General features: G+C 70.3%; 19 protein-coding genes. 11 read left to right on the plus strand and 8 right to left on the minus strand.

The annotated features are described in order from the left end of the window. On the plus strand, positions 1 to 234 hold the full coding sequence (locus ACFT32_RS19685; RefSeq protein WP_382490570.1) for a hypothetical protein: 234 nt from the start codon (positions 1 to 3) through the stop codon (positions 232 to 234). A gap of 84 nt (positions 235 to 318) precedes the next feature. On the opposite strand, the gene sodN is transcribed toward ACFT32_RS19685, so the two are convergent. Then, a complete protein-coding gene (gene sodN / locus ACFT32_RS19690; RefSeq protein WP_030928916.1) occupies positions 319 to 714 on the minus strand; it encodes a superoxide dismutase, Ni in 396 nt (131 codons plus the stop codon). Positions 715 to 859: 145 nt separating this feature from the next. Between sodN and sodX the strand changes: the two genes are divergently transcribed. Beyond that, positions 860 to 1,291 carry a nickel-type superoxide dismutase maturation protease gene (gene sodX, locus ACFT32_RS19695; protein ID WP_382490573.1) on the plus strand — a complete coding sequence of 144 codons (432 nt, stop codon included), beginning with the start codon at positions 860 to 862 and terminating at the stop codon, positions 1,289 to 1,291. Here the strand turns inward: sodX and ACFT32_RS19700 are convergent. Continuing rightward, positions 1,177 to 1,824, minus strand: a complete 648-nt coding sequence (locus ACFT32_RS19700; RefSeq protein WP_382490575.1) for a CGNR zinc finger domain-containing protein — start codon at positions 1,822 to 1,824, stop codon at positions 1,177 to 1,179. The two genes, sodX and ACFT32_RS19700, sit on opposite strands and share 115 nt — an antisense overlap. Positions 1,825 to 1,913: 89 nt before the next feature. On the opposite strand from ACFT32_RS19700, the gene ACFT32_RS19705 reads away from it, so the two are divergent. Next, positions 1,914 to 2,684, plus strand: coding sequence for a class I SAM-dependent methyltransferase (locus ACFT32_RS19705; protein WP_382490578.1), 771 nt, complete (start codon positions 1,914 to 1,916; stop codon positions 2,682 to 2,684). 63 nt (positions 2,685 to 2,747) lie between these two features. Here ACFT32_RS19705 and ACFT32_RS19710 read toward each other — a convergent pair whose 3' ends face one another. The 3 genes from ACFT32_RS19710 to ACFT32_RS19720 are packed head-to-tail and all read right to left on the minus strand — an operon-like array spanning position 2,748 to position 5,430. Further along, positions 2,748 to 3,509 (minus strand): amino acid ABC transporter ATP-binding protein, encoded by a 762-nt coding sequence (locus ACFT32_RS19710; protein WP_033313541.1) that lies wholly within the window; start codon positions 3,507 to 3,509, stop codon positions 2,748 to 2,750. Continuing rightward, positions 3,506 to 4,447: an amino acid ABC transporter permease gene (locus tag ACFT32_RS19715; protein WP_382490582.1), complete on the minus strand. Its 942-nt coding sequence runs from the start codon at positions 4,445 to 4,447 to the stop codon at positions 3,506 to 3,508. The genes ACFT32_RS19710 and ACFT32_RS19715 overlap by 4 nt, the downstream gene beginning before the upstream one ends. Positions 4,448 to 4,479: 32 nt before the next feature. After that, positions 4,480 to 5,430 carry an ABC transporter substrate-binding protein gene (locus ACFT32_RS19720; protein WP_382490584.1) on the minus strand — a complete coding sequence of 317 codons (951 nt, stop codon included), beginning with the start codon at positions 5,428 to 5,430 and terminating at the stop codon, positions 4,480 to 4,482. Positions 5,431 to 6,024: 594 nt separating this feature from the next. Here ACFT32_RS19720 and ACFT32_RS19725 point away from each other — a divergent pair. From ACFT32_RS19725 to ACFT32_RS19740, 4 genes are all read left to right on the plus strand, one after another. Continuing rightward, the gene (locus ACFT32_RS19725) at positions 6,025 to 7,257 is read left to right on the plus strand and encodes an NADP-dependent malic enzyme (protein WP_382490587.1); all 1,233 of its coding nucleotides are present in this window, start codon (positions 6,025 to 6,027) and stop codon (positions 7,255 to 7,257) included. A gap of 430 nt (positions 7,258 to 7,687) precedes the next feature. Beyond that, a complete protein-coding gene (locus tag ACFT32_RS19730; RefSeq protein WP_382490590.1) occupies positions 7,688 to 8,653 on the plus strand; it encodes a zinc-binding dehydrogenase in 966 nt (321 codons plus the stop codon). A 123-nt stretch (positions 8,654 to 8,776) separates the two neighbouring features. Then, positions 8,777 to 8,986: an HTH domain-containing protein gene (locus ACFT32_RS19735; RefSeq protein WP_004925761.1), complete on the plus strand. Its 210-nt coding sequence runs from the start codon at positions 8,777 to 8,779 to the stop codon at positions 8,984 to 8,986. Further along, on the plus strand, positions 8,986 to 9,549 hold the full coding sequence (locus tag ACFT32_RS19740; protein WP_382490593.1) for a Clp protease N-terminal domain-containing protein: 564 nt from the start codon (positions 8,986 to 8,988) through the stop codon (positions 9,547 to 9,549). The genes ACFT32_RS19735 and ACFT32_RS19740 overlap by 1 nt, the downstream gene beginning before the upstream one ends. A 21-nt stretch (positions 9,550 to 9,570) precedes the next feature. Here ACFT32_RS19740 and ACFT32_RS19745 read toward each other — a convergent pair whose 3' ends face one another. Continuing rightward, positions 9,571 to 10,680 carry a helix-turn-helix transcriptional regulator gene (locus ACFT32_RS19745; protein ID WP_382490595.1) on the minus strand — a complete coding sequence of 370 codons (1,110 nt, stop codon included), beginning with the start codon at positions 10,678 to 10,680 and terminating at the stop codon, positions 9,571 to 9,573. Between the two features lies 1 nt (position 10,681). After that, complete coding sequence (locus ACFT32_RS19750; protein ID WP_382490598.1) at positions 10,682 to 11,650, minus strand: DUF4097 domain-containing protein; 969 nt, start codon at positions 11,648 to 11,650, stop codon at positions 10,682 to 10,684. A gap of 148 nt (positions 11,651 to 11,798) precedes the next feature. On the opposite strand from ACFT32_RS19750, the gene ACFT32_RS19755 reads away from it, so the two are divergent. Further along, positions 11,799 to 12,635: a hypothetical protein gene (locus ACFT32_RS19755; RefSeq protein ID WP_382490600.1), complete on the plus strand. Its 837-nt coding sequence runs from the start codon at positions 11,799 to 11,801 to the stop codon at positions 12,633 to 12,635. A 69-nt stretch (positions 12,636 to 12,704) separates the two neighbouring features. On the opposite strand, the gene ACFT32_RS19760 is transcribed toward ACFT32_RS19755, so the two are convergent. Beyond that, entirely contained in the window at positions 12,705 to 12,884 is a 180-nt protein-coding gene (locus ACFT32_RS19760; RefSeq protein WP_003992906.1) for a DUF6104 family protein, read from the minus strand. Between the two features lie 191 nt (positions 12,885 to 13,075). On the opposite strand from ACFT32_RS19760, the gene ACFT32_RS19765 reads away from it, so the two are divergent. The 3 genes from ACFT32_RS19765 (at position 13,076) to ACFT32_RS19775 (ending at position 16,543) form a co-directional block, all read left to right on the plus strand. Then, positions 13,076 to 13,432 (plus strand): CU044_2847 family protein, encoded by a 357-nt coding sequence (locus ACFT32_RS19765; protein ID WP_382490604.1) that lies wholly within the window; start codon positions 13,076 to 13,078, stop codon positions 13,430 to 13,432. Continuing rightward, complete coding sequence (locus ACFT32_RS19770; RefSeq protein ID WP_382490607.1) at positions 13,429 to 15,387, plus strand: trypsin-like peptidase domain-containing protein; 1,959 nt, start codon at positions 13,429 to 13,431, stop codon at positions 15,385 to 15,387. Before ACFT32_RS19765 ends, ACFT32_RS19770 begins: the two co-directional genes overlap by 4 nt. Positions 15,388 to 15,544: 157 nt before the next feature. After that, positions 15,545 to 16,543, plus strand: a complete 999-nt coding sequence (locus tag ACFT32_RS19775; protein ID WP_382490609.1) for an AAA family ATPase — start codon at positions 15,545 to 15,547, stop codon at positions 16,541 to 16,543.

Consider the following 16,543-nt stretch of genomic DNA (forward strand, 5'->3'; position numbering starts at 1 on the left):
ATGCATCTGGACTGGACCGCACTCGGCCAGGTCGGCGCGGTGAGCGTCGGCGTCACCGTCGCCGTGGTCGTCGTGTTCGCCTTCGGCGTCCTCGGCCTCGCCCGGCTGGAGGGCGCCCGCGAACAGCCCGGCGCCACCTCCGCCTTCGGCCTCACCCAGGCCGCCCTGTGCTTCCTGGCCTGCGCGGCCGTGGTGGCGTACGGGATCTACCTGATCGTGCCTCAGTTCCACTGACCGTCAGCCACGACCGACCACCGCAGACGACGAAAGGGCCCGGCCGGTACTCCCGGCCGGGCCCCTTCGGTCGGCCCATGGACTTCAGGCCTTCTTGGTCTCCCAGAAGATCTTGTCGATCTGGGCGATGTAGTCCAGAGCCTTCTGACCGGTCGCCGGGTCGGTCGAGCCCTTGGCGGCCGAGAGGGCCTTGAGGGCGTCGTTGACCAGCTGGTGCAGCTCCGGGTACTTCTCGAAGTGCGGCGGCTTGAAGTAGTCGCTCCAGAGCACCGAGACGTGGTGCTTCGCGAGCTCGGCGCGCTGCTCCTTGATGACGGTGGCGCGCGCCTGGAAGTGCGGGTCGTCGTTGCCGGCCATCTTCTCCTGGACAGCCTTGACCGACTCCGCCTCGATGCGGGCCTGGGCAGGGTCGTACACACCGCAGGGCAGGTCGCAGTGCGCACTGACCTTGACCTTGGGGGCAAACAGGCGGGAAAGCATGGAGCATTCCTTCCTCGTGATCGTCTTCTCACAGGGGACATTACTCCGTGGGGGACTGGTTTTCGCGGGTGCCCCCATGGGCTTAGGACAAAAGTCCGGGGTGAGACTGAGACTGGTGGAGGAAGAACCGGGGAGGTGCCGGGTGATGCCGGAGCTGTCGCAGGAGTCCGAGCGGGGGAGGTCGGCCGCGCCCTTCGGCGTCGCCGAGGTGACCGGGCCGTCCATGGTGCCCACGCTGCACCACGGGGACCGGCTCCTGGTGCACTACGGGACCCGGGTCAAGCCCGGTGACGTCGTCGTACTGCGGCATCCCTTCCAGCAGGACCTGCTCGTCGTGAAGCGGGTCGCCCAGCGGCGCGAGAGCGGCTGGTGGGTGCTCGGGGACAACGCGTACGCCGGTGGTGACAGCACGGACTACGGCGTCGTGCCGGACGACCTGGTGCTGGGGCGGGTCAGGTTCCGTTACCGGCCGCGCGGGGCCGGGCGTTCGCCGTGGGCGATGCTGGGCTGGGTGCTGTCGGCCGCCAGGCCGGTGTTCTCCGACAGATCGGCCTCGCGGCGCTTGCGGGCCCGGTAGGCCGCCACGTTGGCGCGGGTCGCGCAGCGGTCGGAGCAGTAGCGCCGGGAGCGGTTCGTGGAGGTGTCCAGGTAGGCGTTGCGGCAGGGCGCGGCCTCGCACAGGCCGAGCCGGTCCACGCCGTACTCGGTCAGGTGGAACGCCAGGCCCATCGCCGCGATCGCCGCGTAGCCCGCGGTGGCGTTGGACGGGTGGTCCGCCAGGTGCATGTGCCACAGGGGACGGCCGTCGTCGTCGCGGAAGTCGTGCCCGGAGATCTGCGGGCTCACCGGGAACTCCAGCAGCAGTGAGTTCAGCAGGTCGACGGCCAGGGTCTCGTCGCCCGCGTCGGCCGCCTCGAAGACCGCGCGCAGCCGGGCCCGGATCGAGCGGAACCGCGTCACGTCCGAGTCGGTGGCGCGGCGGGCCGCCGACTGGCTGGCGCCGAACAGGTCGCGGACGGCCTCGACCGACGTCAGCGCGTCCTTGCCCCGGACCGGTTCCTCGGTGTTGACGAGGCGCACGGCATAGTCCGAGTAATAGGCCAGTTCCACTTGTAGTCCTTACGGAGGGGCTTTATTGTCGTGAGCGCGGACTTGTAACAGCTGATGGTGCTTCCAGGGTATTACGAGGGAGGGGCTCGATGACGGACGCCGACACCACTACGGCCACCGCCGACTGGCGTGCCTGGCAGGAGAGCTGGGACCGGCAGCAGGAGTGGTACCTGCCCGACCGCGAGGAGCGGTTCGGGATCATGCTCGACATGGTCGAGGCCCTGGTGGGCAGCGCGCCGCGCGTGCTCGACCTCGCCTGCGGCACGGGCAGCATCACGGCCCGGCTGCTCGCCCGGTTCCCCGAGGCCACCAGCACCGGCGTCGACCTCGACCCGGCACTGCTCGCCATCGCCGAGGGCACCTTCGCGGGCGACGACCGGGTCGGCCTCGTCACCGCCGACCTCAAGGACCCCGACTGGCCGGCGCGGCTGCCGTACGACTCGTACGACGCCGTCCTGACCGCGACGGCCCTGCACTGGCTGCACCGGGAACCCCTCGCGGACCTCTACGGCCAGGTCGCGGGACTCGTCCGCGACGGCGGTGTCTTCATGAACGCGGATCACATGATCGACGAGTCGACGCCCCGGATCAACGCGGCGGAGCGGGCACAGCGGCACGCCCGTATGGATCAGGCCAAGCGGGACGGCATCCTCGACTGGTCCGAATGGTGGCAGCTCGCCGCCAAGGACCCGGTCCTCGCGGGGCCCACCGCCCGGCGCTACGAGATCTACGGCGAACACGCCGACGGCGACGCGCCCTCGGGGGCGTGGCACGCGCGCGTGCTGCGCGAGAAGGGATTCGGGGAGGCCAGGCCGGTGTGGTGCTCGCCCTCGGACACCCTGCTGCTGGCCCTGAAGTGACCGGGCGCGGACGAGCGAAGGGGGCGGTACGGAGATCCGTACCGCCCCTCGGTGTTCGTACCGTCAGAGCACCTTGGACAGGAACGACTTCGTCCGCTCGTGCTGCGGGTTCGTCAGCACCTCGCGCGGGTGACCGGATTCGACTACCACACCGCCGTCCATGAAGACCAGGCTGTCGCCCACCTCGCGGGCGAAGCCCATCTCGTGGGTGACGACGATCATCGTCATGCCGGACTCGGCGAGGTCGCGCATGACGTCCAGGACGTCACCGACCAGCTCCGGGTCGAGCGCCGAAGTGGGCTCGTCGAACAGCATCAGCTTCGGGTCCATGGCGAGGGCCCGGGCGATGGCGACGCGCTGCTGCTGGCCGCCGGAGAGCTGCGAGGGGTAGTTGCCCGCCTTGTCGGCCAGGCCCACCCGGTCCAGGAGCTCCTGGGCGCGCGTGCGGGCCTGGCTCCTGCTCACGCCCTTGACCTGGACCGGTGCCTCCATGACGTTCTCGACGGCCGTCATGTGCGGGAACAGGTTGAAGCGCTGGAAGACCATGCCGATGTCCCGGCGCTTGACCGCGACCTCGCTGTCCTTCAGCTCGTAGAGCTTGTCGCCCTTCTGCCGGTAGCCGACCAGCTCACCGTCGACGTACAGACGGCCGGCGTTGATCTTCTCCAGGTGGTTGATGCACCTGAGGAAGGTCGATTTGCCGGAGCCGGAGGGGCCGATGAGGCAGAACACCTCGCCGGACTTCACCTCCAGGTCGATGCCCTTGAGGACCTCTACGGGGCCGAAGGACTTGTGGACGCCCTCGGCCTTGACCATGGCGGTCATGCGTTGCCTCCCGTCGGCTTGGAGCGGCTGGAGAGGGACAGCACGTTCGCCTTGATCTTCTGGAACGGGGTGGCCGGGAGGGACCGGCTCGAACCACGCGCGTAGTACCGCTCCAGGTAGTACTGGCCCGCGCTGAAGACCGAGGTCAGCAGGAGGTACCAGGCCGCCGCCAGGAACAGCATCTCGGCCGGGGCACCGGAGGTCTGTCCGATGTCCTGGGCGGCGCGCAGCAGCTCGGGATACTGGACGACCGAGACCAGCGAGGTCGTCTTCAGCATGTTGATGACCTCGTTGCCCGTCGGCGGCACGATCACGCGCATCGCCTGCGGGATGACGATCCGGCGCAGCGTCTTCGTGTGGCTCATGCCCAGGGCGTGCGACGCCTCCGTCTGGCCCTCGTCGACCGAGAGCAGACCGGCACGGCAGATCTCCGCCATGTAGGCGGCCTCGTTGAGGCCGAGGCCCAGCAGTGCCGTCAGGAACGGGGTCATGAAGTCCGACCACTCGTCCTTGTAGAACGGCCCGAGGTTGATGTACTCGAAGACCAGGCCCAGGTTGAACCAGACGATCAGCTGGACCAGGACCGGGGTGCCGCGGAAGAACCAGATGTAGAACCACGCGATCGACGAGGTCACCGGGTTCTTCGACAGGCGCATCACGGCCAGCAGGACGCCGCCGACGATGCCGATCGCCATGGACAGGACGGTCAGCAGGAGCGTTTTGCCCACGCCGTCCAGGATGCGGTCGTCGAAGAAGTAGTCCGGGATCGCACCCCAGTTGATCTTGCCCTGGGAGAACGCGTAGACGATGCCGCCCAGCAGGGCGAGAGCGACGACGGCGGAGACGTACCGCCCGTAGTGCCGGACCGGTACGGCCTTGATGGCCTCCGGTCCGGCCGGGGGCGTGTCGGCCGGCGTCTTGTCGATGTCAACAGTCACGGGTGTTGCCTTTCAGTGCCGCTGCGTCGCGGTCACTTGCCGCCGTTGATCGTGGCTTCGTCGATGGTGCCGTCGGTGACGCCCCACTTCTTCATGATCTTCTCGTACTCGCCGTTCTTGATGACGGCGTCCAGCGCGGCCTTGAGGGCGTCGCGCAGCTGCGTCTGGTTCTTGGCGACCGCGATGCCGTACGGAGCGGCCTCGACCTGCTCGCCGACCAGCTGGAAGTCCTTGCCGCCGCCGGAGGTCTTCACCGCGTACGCGGCGACCGGGAAGTCGGACGAGCCGGCGGCCGCGCCGCCCGCGCGCAGACGGGTCTGGGCCTGCTGGTCGTTGTCGAAGGGCTCGATGGCGATCTTCTTGCCGGCCGGGCACTTCTTCGACTCCGCCTTGGCGAGGTCCTCGGAGACCGTGCCGCGCTGCAGCACGATCTTCTTGCCGCACAGGTCGGACCAGGTCTTGATGCCCTGGTCGTCGCCCTTCTTGGTGTAGATCGAGACACCGGCGGTGAAGTAGTCCACGAAGTCGACGCCCTCGCCGACCTTCTTGCCGGTGTCGGAGTCGATGCCCTCCTGGCGGTCCTTGGTGTCGGTCATCGCGGACATGGCGATGTCGTACCGCTTGGAGCGCAGACCGGTGATCAGCGTGTCGAAGGTGCCGTTCTCGAACTGGAAGTCGACCCCGAGCTGCTTGCCCATGGCGGCGGCGAGGTCCGGGTCGATGCCGACCGTCTTGCCCGCGTCGTCCTTGAACTCGACCGGGGCGTAGGCGATGTCGGAGCCGACCTTGATGACGCCCTTGTCACGGATGGACTTCGGCAGCTTGTCGGCGAGCGGGGCCGAGGCCGCCGTGTCGCTCGAGCCGTTGTCCTTGGTCTGGTCACCGCATCCGGTGAGTATCAGCGCGCCTGCGACCGCGATCGCACCGACCGCTGCTAGCCGGGAGTGCGCGGCGGTCGTACGACGGGTGGAGCTTGCGGTCATGGTGGGTTCCTCCGGCGGATGGGTGGAGTTGCCGATGGGGCCGGCGACTGCCGGTGCGGCAGCGCCACGGGGTCGACGAGAGCACACGCCTTCGAGTGTCGCGACCTCGTGTGATTACGGCATCTTGCCATTCGGACTGCGCGATTCTGGGGGCCAGCCATGTCAAAATCGGATAACGGGCGATCCCCGAACCGCATCACCCAGGTACATCACGGCTGGACCTTCTATGGGAATCGGCGCTTCCGGTCGGAAGATCTTCGGCGTAACCAGGGATTTCAGCATGGGGCCCGCGAACTTCGCGGATGCTTGAGTGGTTGTCGCTGCTTTGTCCAGGGGTTGTCCCGAAATTGGACGAAGCGTCGGGGTGCCCTCATGTGACCTTCGCGTTATGGACTCGTCGTCGGCGTCGTCCGTCCGGTAAGAAGGGTGTTTACACCCCTCATCCGGGGCTCAGGGCGCGTGTGCGGCGCGCCCGTCGCGTACGCGCCCGTACGTATCACGTACAGAGCACGACCACGGCGGTACGCGGTCCCGCCCACCCCTCACCAGGAGTGGCCACCCTCAGACCAATGAAGATTTAAGGGGTAAAACGAAGTGGCAGCGGAGATCGTCAATCCTCGCAGCGAGAGCAAGACCGGCGATACGGGTCACGAGGGCGGTGCGGAGCCCCTCGACTCCTTCGACCCGGCGTTCGCATTGCATCGCGGCGGCAAAATGGCCGTGCAGGCCACGGTGCCGGTCCGTGACAAGGACGACCTGTCCCTGGCGTACACGCCCGGCGTCGCGAAGGTGTGCAGCGCGATCGCGGAGCAGCCGGATCTCGTCCACGATTACACGTGGAAGTCGTCGGTCGTCGCCGTCGTGACGGACGGTACGGCCGTGCTAGGGCTCGGTGACATCGGGCCCGAGGCCTCCCTCCCGGTGATGGAGGGCAAGGCGATTCTGTTCAAGCAGTTCGGGGGCGTGGACGCGGTTCCGATCGCGCTGAACTGCACGGACGTCGACGAGATCGTCGAGACCGTGGTGCGGCTCGCGCCGTCGTTCGGCGGGGTCAATCTGGAGGACATCTCGGCGCCCCGGTGCTTCGAGATCGAGCGGAAGCTGCAGGAGCGGCTGGACATCCCGGTCTTCCACGACGACCAGCACGGCACGGCGGTGGTGACGCTCGCGGCCCTGCGGAACGCCGCGCGGCTGAGCGGGCGGTCGCTGGGAGAGCTGCGGGCTGTCATCTCCGGGGCGGGGGCGGCCGGCGTCGCCATCGCGCGAATGCTGGTCGAGGCCGGGATCGGGGATGTCGCGGTCGCCGACCGCAAGGGTGTCGTGTCGGCGGACCGGGACGACCTCACGGCGGTGAAGCAGGACCTGGCCGGGTTCACGAACAAGGCGGGGATCAGCGGGCCGCTGGAGGCCGCGCTGGCCGGGGCCGATGTGTTCATCGGGGTGTCCGGTGGGACGGTGCCGGAGGCCGCTGTTTCCTCCATGGCCGAGGGCGCGTTCGTGTTCGCCATGGCGAATCCGAATCCTGAGGTGCACCCGGAGATCGCGCACAAGTACGCGTCCGTCGTGGCGACCGGGCGGTCGGACTTCCCGAACCAGATCAACAACGTGCTGGCGTTTCCGGGGATCTTCGCGGGGGCGCTGCAGGTGCGGGCCTCCCGGATCACCGAGGGGATGAAGCTGGCGGCGGCCGAGGCGCTGGCGTCCGTGGTCGGGGACGATCTCGCGGCCGACTACGTCATTCCGTCGCCGTTCGACGAGCGGGTCGCTCCGGCGGTGACGGCGGCTGTGGCTGCGGCCGCGCGAGCCGAGGGTGTGGCTCGACGGTGACGTTGCCGTGATGTGACCCCGTCCTGGTGTGGGCGGGGTCATTTCTTTTGCCGGGGGCGGCGGCGGGTGCGGCTGTTTGGGTGGTCGGGTGCCTGCGGCGGCCTGTGCGGGTGTGGTGGGGGTGCGCGTAGCGCCTAGCGCCGGGTGGTGGGTCGGGGCCGCGCCGGGGGGTGTCCGTCCTCGGAACGTCGCGATGGGGTGCCACGCCGACTGGCTGTCCGTTGACGCGACAACCGCTGCGGGCGGACACCCCCCGACACGGCCCCTTCCGTGAGTCGGCGGGTGCGGGCGCGTCGTGGCTCCCGCCATCCGCGACGCCGGGTTGCGGACCCACCCCGCCCCAGCACCGACGCCGTGCGCCTGGCAAGAGGGTGTGTCTCACACGAGGCGGTGGTTCCAACGGTTGGGCGGGGAACCTATGGTCAAGGTCATGTTCGCTGTCTATGCCGCCCGAATCGACCGCGACCAGCCGCTGACCGGCCTGGAGTTGGGAGAGCGTCCGGCTCCCGAGGCCCGCCCCGGCTGGAGTACCGTCACGGTCAAGGCCGCCTCCCTCAACCACCACGACCTGTGGTCCCTGCGCGGCGTCGGCCTCGCAGAGGACAAGCTGCCGATGATCCTCGGCTGTGATGCCGCCGGTGTCGACGAGGACGGCAACGAGGTCGTCCTGCATTCCGTGATCGGACAGACCGGGCATGGGGTGGGGCCCAAGGAGCCCCGTTCCATCCTCACCGAGCGGTATCAGGGCACATTCGCGGAGCAGGTCGCCGTGCCGACCTGGAACCTCCTGCCCAAGCCCAAGGAGCTCTCCTTCGCGGAGGCCGCCTGTCTGCCGACCGCGTGGCTGACCGCGTACCGGATGCTGTTCACCAACGCGGGTGTCCGGCCCGGCGACTCCGTGCTGGTGCAGGGGGCCGGCGGTGGTGTCGCCACGGCCGCCATCGTGCTGGGGAAGGCTGCCGGGCTGCGGGTCTTCGCGACCAGCCGGGACGAGGCCAAGCGGAAGCGGGCCGTGGAGCTGGGGGCCGTGGAGGCCGTGGAATCCGGGGCGCGGCTGCCGCAGCGGGTCGACGCCGTGATCGAGACCGTGGGTGCGGCGACGTGGTCGCACTCCGTGAAGTCGCTGAAGCCCGGAGGCACGCTGGTGATCTCCGGAGCGACGAGCGGTGACCGGCCCTCGCACGCCGAGCTGACCCGGATCTTCTTCCTCGAGCTCAAGGTCGTCGGCTCCACGATGGGGACCAAGGACGAGCTGGAGGATCTGCTCGCGTTCTGCGCCGCCACCGGTGTGCGGCCCGTGATCGACGAGGTGCTGCCCATGGACCGTGCGCGTGAGGGCTTCGAGCGGCTGGCTTCGGGTGAGCAGTTCGGGAAGATCGTGCTGTCGAATTCCTGAGGTGCTCCGGGGGTGTGTGTGAGGTGCCTCCTGCGTGACGTGGCGGTCGGTCCGGGATGGGCCGGCCGCTTTCGTGTGTCAACTAGGGTTGACGAATGGCTGATGTCAACTTAGGTTGACTGTATGACCGAAGCAACGGATCTGGCCGAGCGCGCGGGTGACCGTGATCCACGGGTCGGCCTGCGGGCCGTCGCCGCGCTGCGCAGGCTGCTGGAGCAGTTGGAAGCCGTACAGGTGCGCAATGCGCGCAATCAGGGCTGGTCGTGGCAGGAGATCGCCGCCGAACTCGGTGTGAGCAGGCAGGCCGTGCACAAGAAGTACGGGAGGCATTGATGTTCGAGCGGTTCACGAAAGACGCCCGGGGTGTGGTGAAGAGCGCGTTCGAGTACGTGGAGGGGGGAGACGGGCAGAGTGTGGAGCCGGAGCATCTGCTGCTGGCGCTGCTCGACCGTGAGGGCAGTCGTGGGTCGTTCGCGCTGACCTCTCTCGGGCTCGGGGAGCGGCGGGAGTCCGTGCGTCAGGCGCTGCGTCAGGCGCGGCGGCGGGCCGGGCTGTCGCAGGCCGATACCGATGCGCTCGCCGGGTTGGGGATTGATGTGGCCGAGATCGTCGCCCGGGTGGAGGAGATGCATGGGGTCGGCGCCATGTCCGGCGCCCGGAAGGAAAAGGGGTGGTGGTCCGGGCGGCCCTCGTTCGGGCGGGGTGCCAAGGGGGTTCTGGAGCACTCCTTGCGTGTCGCTCTCGCCCAGCGGGACCGGCACATCGGTGATGAGCACATCCTGCTGGCCCTGACCATGCGCCCCGGCGTGCCGGCCGAGGTCCTCGCCGACCACGGGGTGACGTACGAGTCCCTGGTGCGGGTGCTGTACGGGGGTGGCGAGGCCAAGGCCGGGTGACGGGGCTTCCCCTCCGGCCGGCTACTTCTTCGGCGTGCGCAGCAGTGCTCCCAGGTGGGCTGCCGCCGTCGACAGATGGCGCCGGGCGTCACGCAGTTGGTCGGAGGTGACGCCGTGGTCGCGGGCCGCGTCGCGGATGTCGTCCCGGAAGCGGTCGAGCAGACGGTCCAGGTCGCGGGCGGGGTCGCCGGTGGAGTCCGCGGAGTCCTCGTGGGCCCAGGCCGGTTCGTAGGCGGCCGGGAAGTCCGCGGAGGGCCCTGAGGGGGCCTGCGGGTCGGGGGAGGCCGGCCCGTGGGTGTCGGATCCCGTGGCGGATTTCGTGTCGGATCCTGTGCGTGTGCCCGTGCCTGTCCAGTCGAAGCCGAAGTCCTTGCCGTAGTCCTTTCCGAACTCGCCCACCTCCTTGACCAGTTCGCTCAGGCCCTCGCGCAGGCCCGTCGGCCAGTCGCCGCGTGTGAAGTGGTCCTGTACCTGCTCCTGGACCCGGCGGGCGATGTGCTGCACCTGCTCCTGTGCCTGGGCCCTGGCCTGGTCCTGGGCCTCCTTGGCCTGGCGGCGGGCGCGCTGGGCGTCCTCGCGGGCGCGGCGGCTCTCGTCCTTGGCGCGGCGGGCCTGTTCCTTCCACTCCTGCCGGGCACGCCGCATCTCCTCCTTGGCGACGCGCCACGCCTCCTTGTCGCCGTAGGACGTGAAGTCCCCGAAGGGGGCGTCCTGTGTGCCGGAGGTCTTGCCGCCGTTGCCGCGGCGGGCCTCGGTCGCCGCCGCGCGCATCTCGCGGCGCAGATCGCCCGCGGCCCCGCGCACATCGGCCTGGATCTCGGCGGCCAGCTCCGCGACCGACTCCCGGATCTCCAGTTCCAGATCGGCCAGCTCGCCGCTGCGGTCGGCCAGTTCGGCCCGGCCGGCGTCCGTGATCGAGTAGACCTTGCGGCCGCCCTCGGTGGTGTGGGTGACCAGGCCCTCGGTCTCCAGCTTGGCCAGGCGCGGGTAGACCGTGCCCGCCGACGGTGCGTACAGCCCCTGGAAGCGCTCCTCGAGGAGGCGGATCACCTCGTAGCCGTGGCGGGGGGCCTCGTCCAGCAGCTTCAGCAGGTAGAGGCGGAGGCGGCCGTGGGCGAAGACGGGGGGCATGTCAGAGCACCTTCTTGTCGGTCGTGCCGTCGGCCGGGACGCCGGCGACGCCCTCGTCCCGGCCGGAGACGGAATTGTCTCCCGAGTCGCCCCGCGGGCCGGCCGGCGGGTCCGTCGGCGCGCTGCCCGCGCCGGGGCGCCTCTCCCGCGGTTCGTCCTCGTCCTCTCCGGCCGGGCGGCGCAGCAGGGCGATCGAGCCGGAGACGGTGGTGGCCCGTAGCGTGCCGTTGCCCGCGCCGAGACGGCCCGTGATCTTGTGGGCGCCCCACTGGCCGTGTACCCGTAGTCCGTCGAAGGCGTTCGAGATGGCGCCGCTCGCCGTGTTGGCCTCGACCTCCGCGTCCGCCGGGTACGGCAGGCGGATCGCGATCTCGCCCGAGACGCTGGTCAGCCGCACGTCCGTGGGGCCGTCCGGGTCGAGGTCGATGATCATGGAGCCGCTGACCGATTCGGCCCGCACGGAGGGGCCGGAGCCCTCGACCACCGTGAGATCGCCGGAGACGGAATTGAACCGGAGGTCGCCGGTCACGTCCTGGGCCTCCAGACTGCCGGAGACTGTGTCGGCGCGGACCGGGCCGGAGAGTCCCACCAGAGTGGTGTCGCCCGTGACGCCCTTCACCACCGACGGTCCCTGGATCCCGGAGATCACGGCGGCCGCGCCGACCACCCCCACTTCCACCCGGGTGCCGGCCGGGACGGCCAGGGAGACCACCGCGCTGCGGCGCCAGCCCTTGCGGTCCAGCCATTTGAGGAAGCCCTTCCAGGGCAGGTCCTCGTAGGCCACCGTGAGCGTGCCGTCCTGCTGGGTCACCACCAGGGGCGGGCCCTCGATCTCGGAGATCTCCAGGCGGGCGGAACCTTCGTCCGTGCCCACCACGTTCACCGTTCCGTTGACGAGTCGCACGTGCAGATCGCTCACGGGCTCGTCGAACGTGAGCTTCCTCGGTTCCGTGACGGACCACTCGGACATGGTGCAGACCTCCCCGAATCAACGCGCCATATCGCGTCTTCTCGTATTCACGATATATCGTGGCGTCGGAAAGTCAAGGCACTCGTTCTGGGGACGGCGGGGTGGGCAAAAGTGTCCAAAGAGGGGTGAGTCGCCCTAGCGTGTGACCATGCCGACGGAAGCTGGCCGCACCGGTCCCGCAGGTCCCGCCTCTGGGGCGCTGCTGCTGTGCCGGGCGGTGCCCGGGGCCGTCGCCCCCGTCGCCCACCTGCTGCGCGAACCCGTGCGGCTCCTTCGCGCAGGCGACGAATGGAGCGTGCTCGTCCCCGAGGGCGGGCCCTGGCGGGACGGCGGCGAGCCCGTCGACCGGGTGGTCACCGGCTGGGCCACGGCCCTCGCCGTCGGCGCGCCCTGGCCCGTGCTCGCCCTGTGGTGGGACGCCGACCACGCGGGTTTCCTGCTGGCGTCCGGCTTCCGCCGCCCGGTCGGTTTCGTCTGGCTCGCGAGCGGCGTCCCGGTGGGGGAGGACGAGGCGATGCGCACCTTCGCCGCGCGCGTGGGCCTCGATCCCGTACTGGATGTGCAGGCCCTCGACCAGCTGGCGAAACCCGACTCCGCGGCCGATGCCCCAACCCGGCTGCGCGGCCTGCTGGCGGTCCTCGCGCGCGTGGGCGCCTCGCTGCCTCCCGAACTCGCCCCCGGCGAGCCCGCCGACCGCCTCCGGGAAGCCGCCGCGCTCCGGCCGGACAGCCTCCCGGTCGCATGGCCGGGCGGGCGTGAGGCCGAGGAACGCCGTACGGCCGGTCACAGCCGCCTCGGCCCCTGGATGCCCTGGACCGGCGACCCCAGGGCTCGTGCCCTGGCTCTCGCTCAGGTGGCGGCGGGCGTATCGCTCCTGGCCTGGGGGCTACGGCGGCGCAGCGGGGGCTGGGTCGCGGCCGGAGGGCTGCTGCTGGCCAACGGCACGCTGGGCCTGGCGTACGGCCTCACGCATCCACGCGACTGACGCCTCGGGAAGCGGCCGGGACCGGAACAGGCGAAGGCCGCCGGCCACTCGGGCCCTGGCGGGAGATTCCTACTCGTCGTCCTCGTCGTCCAGCCGTGCCAGCCACGTCGCCAGGCGCTCCACCGGTACCTCGAAGTCGGGGTTGAGGTCGACGAACGTCCGCAGCTGCTCGGCGAGCCACTCGAAGGTGACCTCCTCCTCGCCGCGCCGCTTCTCCAGTTCCTCGATGCCACGGTCCGTGAAGTACAACTCTCGCTCCTGATCAGGACGGGGCAAGCCTTCTTGCCCTACGTCTCCAGGGTAGGACGTGGGCCGCCGCGGCACGCGTGCCCACGTCGGGTGGGGTCGCGTGCGGCCAACCTGGGTATGACCTCCGTCTGGTGCATGTGGGCGCCGGCCGTCACGGACCGGTTCGGCGGGGGAAGCAACGGGGGAGCGGGATGAGTCACATCCAGGACGTCAAACTGCCGAACGGCTCTGTGATCACCGCGCGGATCGGTGCGGGCGACGCCTACGGCGACCAGGAGGACGTCGGCTTCACCGAGGCGGCCCTCGCCAAGGTGGAGCAGCTCCACGACCTGATCCAGGGCGTCGGCACCTCCGTCCTCGACGCCGCCAAGGCGGTCCGGCCCGACGAGGCCTCGATCACCTTCGGGGTGGAGCTGACGGCCAAGGAGGGCGTGGCATTCGCCGTGCTCGCCCGAGGCGAGGCCAAGGCGTCCCTGGAGGTCACGCTGACCTGGCAATTCGACCGAGGGGCGGCGGAGGAGGGCGCCGGGGAGCCTGGCCCGGCATGAGCGAACGCGGCGAACGACTCTGCGATCTCGCCCGTGCGGCCACCGTGCACCTGCTGTCCGCCGAGGACGACGGCAGACCCCTGTGGGGCAGCGGCTTCTTCGTCGCACCCGGCTGGGTGCTGACCGCCGCCCACGTCCTGCGTCAGCACCTCGCGGCGGACCCGTCGGTCCCCTTCCGTGTCCGCGCTCCCGGCATCGACGCCGAGGCGTGTCTGGAGCAGTGGCTGCTCACCGACCCGAGCCGCCCCACCGTCCCGCCGGAGGAGGACCTGGCCCTGGTGCGGCTGGCGGATGATCCCGGCCGGCACCCGCACGAGTGCGTCTGGCTCGCCGACCGGGCCGCGCGCCACTCCGGCCCGCTCAAGGCGTGTGGGTACCATCCGGGTCCGCCCGAGACGCACTTCCGGATCGTGGACGCCGAGATCAACGGTCACGAGGACACCTACGGGTTGATCATCAAGCCCGACATCGACCTGCCCAGCGGCGTCTCCGGCGGCCCGCTGGTCGACCCCGACAGCGGAGCCGTCGTCGGACTGATCAAGTCGCGCCGCAGACAGCAGGACGGCGGCAAGGCGGTGGCGATCTCCGCGCTGCGCCGCTTCGGAAAGACCTACCGTGAGGTGATGGCCGCTCACGACCGGTGGCACGGCGACGAACCCGTGTCCCCGGCCGGGGACAACTGGATCGACCTGCAGGGCAAGCCGGTGGCCGACAGCGGCGAGTGCTGGACGCCGGCCGACCGCCGCGAGGCCCTGCGCCTCCTCGCGGAACTGCCCCCGCCGCCCGACGCGCCCACCGTCGAACTCCTGGCCAAGAAGGCACGCAGCAGCAACCTGTGGCCGGACGGCACGCCCGACCTGCTGACCTGGCGCGACGGAACCGGACTGCTCTACGAGGGCGGCCGGCCGCTCGAGGCACTCACCTTCCTGCGCTACCTGAAGGGCGTGGAGAAATACACCCGTGCCCGGGGCGACGACTGCGAGGCACTCGCCCGGTGGATCGACAAACGGCTGCGCAAGGAGCCCCGCAGGCCCATGCACGACTTCGTCCGGGAAGTCGCTCTGCCCGACGCGCTGCGCCCGGTGCCCGGCGAGAGGGCCCGGCGGAGGGCGATCTCCTACCCCGGCCCCGGCGAGGGCCCCACCGTGGCGGTCCTGCTCGACCCGGTGATCGGCGCGCAGTCCCCGCGGTTCTTCTGGCAGGTCTGGTACGACGACGGCGAGGGCGAACCGACGCTCTACGAGGCCGACGGCTCCGTCCACGGCTTCCTGCCCGAGGGCCTCGTGCAGGCCCTGCGGGAGCCGCTGGGCAGGCTGTTGCGGGCGAAGGACCACGACGGCCGGCCCGTCCCGCTCGAAGTCGCCCTGCCCTCCGTGTACTTCGACACCGCCGTGCACCGCTGGCGCTTCGACGACATAGCGCAGCTCAACGACACCGGGCACCTCGGTGCGCGCCGCCGCGTGGTCCTGCGTGCCCTCGAGCGCCGGGGAGAACCGGACAAACTCTGGTCGGACCGTTGGCAGGCGATGGCCGGCCTGCGGCGACTCGGCAGCTGGCGGCCCCTCGCGGAGCAAGCAGTGCCCGGCTCCCGCGACCACCGCAACGCCGAGGGGCACCGCATCCCCGTCATGTGCCGCCCCGCGGGACGCGACCCGGGGCGCACGGCCATGCGGCGCGCCCTGGACAACGGCCACGGGGTCGCGTTCTGGCACATCGAGGGGCACTCCTCGCGCGCCTGCCCCGAGTCGTGCGACACGCTGTACGCCAAAGTCGAGGAACTGGTCGGCAGCGTCACCTCACTCGCCGAGATCCCCGACCGCCTGCGGCACGAACGCCAGGACGTCAGCGATCACGAAGCCGACGCCGCCTGGGCCGAACCCGTCGCACTGTTGTACGACGACCCGCGTCGCCCGCTGCCTCCTGAGGAGGCGGAACCGCTGGACGCGCCGCTGTGAACGGCGTGCCCCACCCGTGTGACAGGCGCACCGAGTGGCCGGAATCGCCGGTGCCGAGGCCCCGTTGTGGGTACATTTTCAGGGGCTCGTTGTGGGTGTACGACGCCCCCGTCGGCCATGACGTGGACAACCACCGACCGTCGACGAGGAGCACACCATGAGCGAGTGGTTCGTCTACCGAGGTACCGGGCAACCTGATCCGACCGCCCTGGACCGGCTCCCGGACCCGCCCGCCTGGCGGACGTTCGACGCTCCCGTCGTGCCGTACGACGTACCGGAACTCGACTCCTCCACCCGCCGCCGGCTCGGCGCGGACACCTCCCCGCTGCCCATCCAGGACCCGGAGACCCTCGAAGTCGTCAACGCCGCCCTGTACCTGCGGCGACCTCTCCTCGTCACGGGCGAACCAGGCGTCGGAAAGTCGACCCTCGCACACGCCATCGCCTACGAACTCGGCCTCGGGCGGGTCCTGGAGTGGCCGATCGTCAGTCGCAGCGAACTGCGCGACGGGCTCTACACCTACGACGCCATCGGCCGGCTGCAGGACTCCCAACTGTCCGCCGAGGACCGGTCCGATGACATCGGCCGGTACATCAAGCTCGGCGCGCTCGGCACCGCGCTGCTCGCCGCCGACCGGCCTCGCGTGCTGCTCATCGACGAGCTGGACAAGAGCGACATCGACCTGCCCAACGACCTGCTCAACGTCCTGGAGGAGGGCCGGTTTGCCATCCCCGAGCTGGAGCGGATCGCCGACCGCACCCCGGTCGTCCAGGTCCTCACCGACGACGGCCGCCGTGTCGAGGTGACGGACGGCCGGGTGCGCTGCCGCGCCTTCCCCGTCGTCCTCATGACCAGCAACCGGGAGCGCGAGTTCCCCGCACCGCTGCTGCGACGCTGCATCACGCTCGACCTGAGAGCCCCACGCGACGAACGCCTCGCCGCCCTGGTCCAGGCGCACTTCGGGCAGGGCTCCTACGACGCCAACCGCGATCTGGTCGACCGGTTCACGCGGGCCGAGACGGACGGCGCGCTGCGCCCCACCGACCAGCTGCTCAACGCGATCTTCCTCGCCCAGCACGCCGCCCGGGACGAGTCCGGCCGACGCGAGGAGATCTCGGACCTGCTGATGCGGCCCCTGGACCGGGGACCGCGCTAG

It is taken from the genome of Streptomyces sp. NPDC057002 (assembly GCF_042673825.1).
Taxonomy (GTDB): Bacteria; Actinomycetota; Actinomycetes; order Streptomycetales; family Streptomycetaceae; genus Streptomyces.